Annotated in this window: 3 protein-coding genes and 1 tRNA gene; 2 read left to right on the top strand and 2 right to left on the bottom strand. The window is 71.0% G+C overall.

Annotation, left to right across the window (positions count from 1 at the left end; translation table 11 throughout):
- Window positions 1-36 precede the first annotated feature (36 nt).
- Window positions 37-109: transfer RNA gene (locus AC2VNT_RS14570), tRNA-Ala, on the bottom strand.
- 225 nt (window positions 110-334) lie between these two features.
- On the opposite strand from AC2VNT_RS14570, the gene AC2VNT_RS14565 reads away from it, so the two are divergent.
- Together AC2VNT_RS14565 and AC2VNT_RS14560 are read left to right on the top strand one after the other, a co-directional pair.
- A complete protein-coding gene (locus tag AC2VNT_RS14565) occupies window positions 335-1051 on the top strand; it encodes an MBL fold metallo-hydrolase (RefSeq protein WP_486947534.1) in 717 nt (238 codons plus the stop codon).
- Window positions 1052-1119: 68 nt separating this feature from the next.
- Window positions 1120-1977, top strand: coding sequence for a hypothetical protein (locus tag AC2VNT_RS14560; RefSeq protein WP_486947533.1), 858 nt, complete (start codon window positions 1120-1122; stop codon window positions 1975-1977).
- Window positions 1978-1980: 3 nt separating this feature from the next.
- Here AC2VNT_RS14560 and AC2VNT_RS14555 read toward each other — a convergent pair whose 3' ends face one another.
- Window positions 1981-3036 (bottom strand): patatin-like phospholipase family protein, encoded by a 1056-nt coding sequence (locus AC2VNT_RS14555; RefSeq protein WP_486947535.1) that lies wholly within the window; start codon window positions 3034-3036, stop codon window positions 1981-1983.
- Window positions 3037-3046: the final 10 nt, after the last annotated feature.

Here is a 3046-nt window from a genome sequence, read left to right as displayed (position 1 = left end):
GCCTCGGGTACTCGCCAGCCTGCCCGGCGTCCACCGAGCCCCCTAACGGAAGCGAACAGTTGACCTTGTCCTTGCCATGGAAACGCTCTGCCGACTGAGCTAAGGGGGCCGTTCGCCCGCGGCGACCAATGTAACGGCGCCGCAAGCCTTAAAGAGGGTACCGTCTCGGCTCAACCGCTACCAAACCGCATGTCACCCGCCCCCGCTGCCCGACTTGACGGCGGCGACCCGCCGCGCCCGGCTCCGCCGCCCTTGCGATCGCCGCAGACCCAACGGCGGCGACCCGCCGCGCCCGGCTCCGCCGCCCTTGCGATCGCCGCTTACGCTGGGTGGCGTGCCCGACTCCGACCGGCTGTACTTTCGCCAGCTGCTCTCCGGCCGCGATTTCGCCGTCGGCGACCCGATCGCCACCCAGATGCGCAACTTCGCCTACCTGATCGGCGACCGGGAGTCCGGCGAGGCGGTGGTCGTCGACCCGGCCTACGCCGCCGGCGACCTGGCCGACGCCGCCGAGGCCGACGGCATGCGGATATCCGGCGTGCTGGTCACCCACCACCACCCCGACCACGTCGGCGGCTCGATGATGGGCTTCGACCTCAAAGGCCTGTCCGAGTTGTTGGAGCGGGTCAGCGTGCCGGTGCACGTCAACAGCGACGAAGCCCCCTGGGTCGCCCGGATCACCGGGATTCCGCTGACCGACCTCGCCGCCCACCAGCACGGCGACACGGTCAGCGTCGGTGCCGTCGACATCGAGCTGCTGCACACCCCGGGGCACACCCCGGGCAGCCAGTGCTTCCTGGTCGACAACCGGCTGGTCACCGGGGACACCCTGTTCCTGGAGGGCTGCGGTCGCACCGACTTTCCCGGCGGCGACTCCACGGCGCTGTACCGCAGCCTGCACCAGCTGGCCGCGCTGCCCGGCAATCCGACCGTCTTCCCCGGGCACTGGTATTCGGCCGACCCGAGCGCCCCGCTCGACGAGGTGAAGCGCTCCAACTTCGTCTACCGGGCCGGCGACCTGACCCAGTGGCACGCCCTGATGGGCGGCTGACCAGGGCCGATCGAGGCTGGCCTGGGTCGATCCGAGCCTACCTGTGATATAAGCGGGAGGTGAATCCGATGGGGTGGGTCGAGGAGCACTGGCAGCAGCTGTCCGACGCCGGACCGGGCGCCTGGCTGGCGATGGCCGCCTGGGCGGGCTGCGCGGTCGGCCTGGTCGCGCTGATCTACCTGGGCCGGCTGCTGCGCGAGAACCGCCGGCTGACCCTGGAGAAGACCCGCCCGCACGTGACGGTGTTCATGGAATCGCACGCCGCCGACTGGCACATCATCGAGCTGGTGGCCCGCAACTTCGGGCAGACCCCGGCCTACGACATCCGGTTCTCCTTCGACCGCCCGCTCACCGTGGCCCGCTACGAGACGGCCGTCGACGGCTACGCCGACGTGGTCACGCTACAGCTCCCCGAGGAGCTGCCGGTGCTGGCGCCGGGCCAGGAATGGCGCACGGTGTGGGATTCGGCGATCGACCGCGCCGAGCTCGGCGACTCCATCGAGTCCCGGTTCACCGGGGCGGTCAGCTACGCCGACCGCCCGCACGGCTCCGCTCGGTGGCGGCCGTGGCGGCGAGGTTCCGGCCGATTCCAGAACCGGGTGACCCTGGACTGGCACGAGCTGCCGCCGGTGCAGCGGATCGAGCTGCTGACCACCCACGACCTGGCCACCCGGGAGAAGCAGAAGCTGGAGCTGCTGCGCAGCCTGCTCAGCTACTTCCACTACGCCAGCAAGGAGACCCGACCGGACGTGTTCCGCCGCGAGGTGGACCGGGTCAACCGGGCCGCTCGGGAGGCCCAGGACCGGCTGCACGCCCGCGCGCTGCCCGAGCAGCCCACGAACGTCACCGTCCGGCTGGCCCAGGGCGGCGACGCCGCCCCGGCGGCCGATCCGGTGGCCAAGGCGATAGGCAAGCACCGCAGCTGAGCGTCACCGCGCGTCCGGGTAGTGGGCGCGCCGGAACCGCTCCAGGTACGCCGGCCAGTCCCAGGTCGACAGGAATTTCTGTGTTGCGGCGTAGCCGTTGCCGTAGAGCTGCTCCAGCCGCGGCCGGGAGATGCCGAAGTCGAGCACACCGACATCGGTGGGGTTGACCCGGATCGCCCGCGCACTCACCCAGGGCTGGTTCAGGTAGGCCTGGTCGTGGCCGACCAGCATGGTGGTGATCAGGTTCTCCAGCAGCAGCGACTGCCCGAACAGCCGCAGCGGTTTCAGCACCGGGACCAGCTCGTCGAGCCCACCGACGTCCTCGGAGAACTCCGGCACCACCGTGATACCGAAGGTGGGCCACAGCGGTTCGCGGCCGTCGCGCCGGTCGAAGGTGTAGATCGGAAAGTTCGACAGCACCCCGCCGTCGACCAGGGTGGATTTGCGTCCCAGCGCGCTGGTCAAGGTCACCGGGCGGTAGAAGAACGGCACCGCCATCGAGGCCCGCACCGCGTCGGCCACCGACTGCTCGTCGGGGTCGAGCCCGTACACCCGCCGGTAGTCCCAGGGCAGCCGGACCAGCTGGCCGGTGGTCAGGTCGGCGACGCTGACCACCGCCCGGTAGCGCCGCTCGGTGAGCAGGTTGTCGCCGGTGTAGGCCAGATCGCCCCAGGTGCGCACGCCCAGGTTCTTCAGTTCACCGCGGATCCAGTCGTGCGCGACGTCGCCACGGTACAGGCCGGAGTCGCGGACGAAGCCCCATGCCGGGCCGAGCAGCGGGACCGGTGCGGCGTCCCGCCAGCTGTGCAGCGGCACCGAGAGCGCCAGATCCCGGATCTCCGCGGCGGTCAACCGGTCACCCTGGGCGGCGGCGGCCAGGATGGTGCCGACCACCGACCCGCCGGAGACGCCGGAGACCCGTTCGACCGAGTATCCGGCATCCATCAATGCGACCACCGCGCCCACCAGGCCGATGAACCGGACGCCGCCGCCGGAGAGCACCAGGTCCGCGGTGAGCGGCTGGGCGGTGGATCGCGTGCTGGTTCGACCGTCGGCCATCGCCGCTCCT

Source organism: Mycobacterium sp. TH-M15 (genome assembly GCF_057473705.1).
Note: the sequence above shows the minus strand (reverse complement) of the source record. Positions and strands in the feature narration are given on the sequence as shown.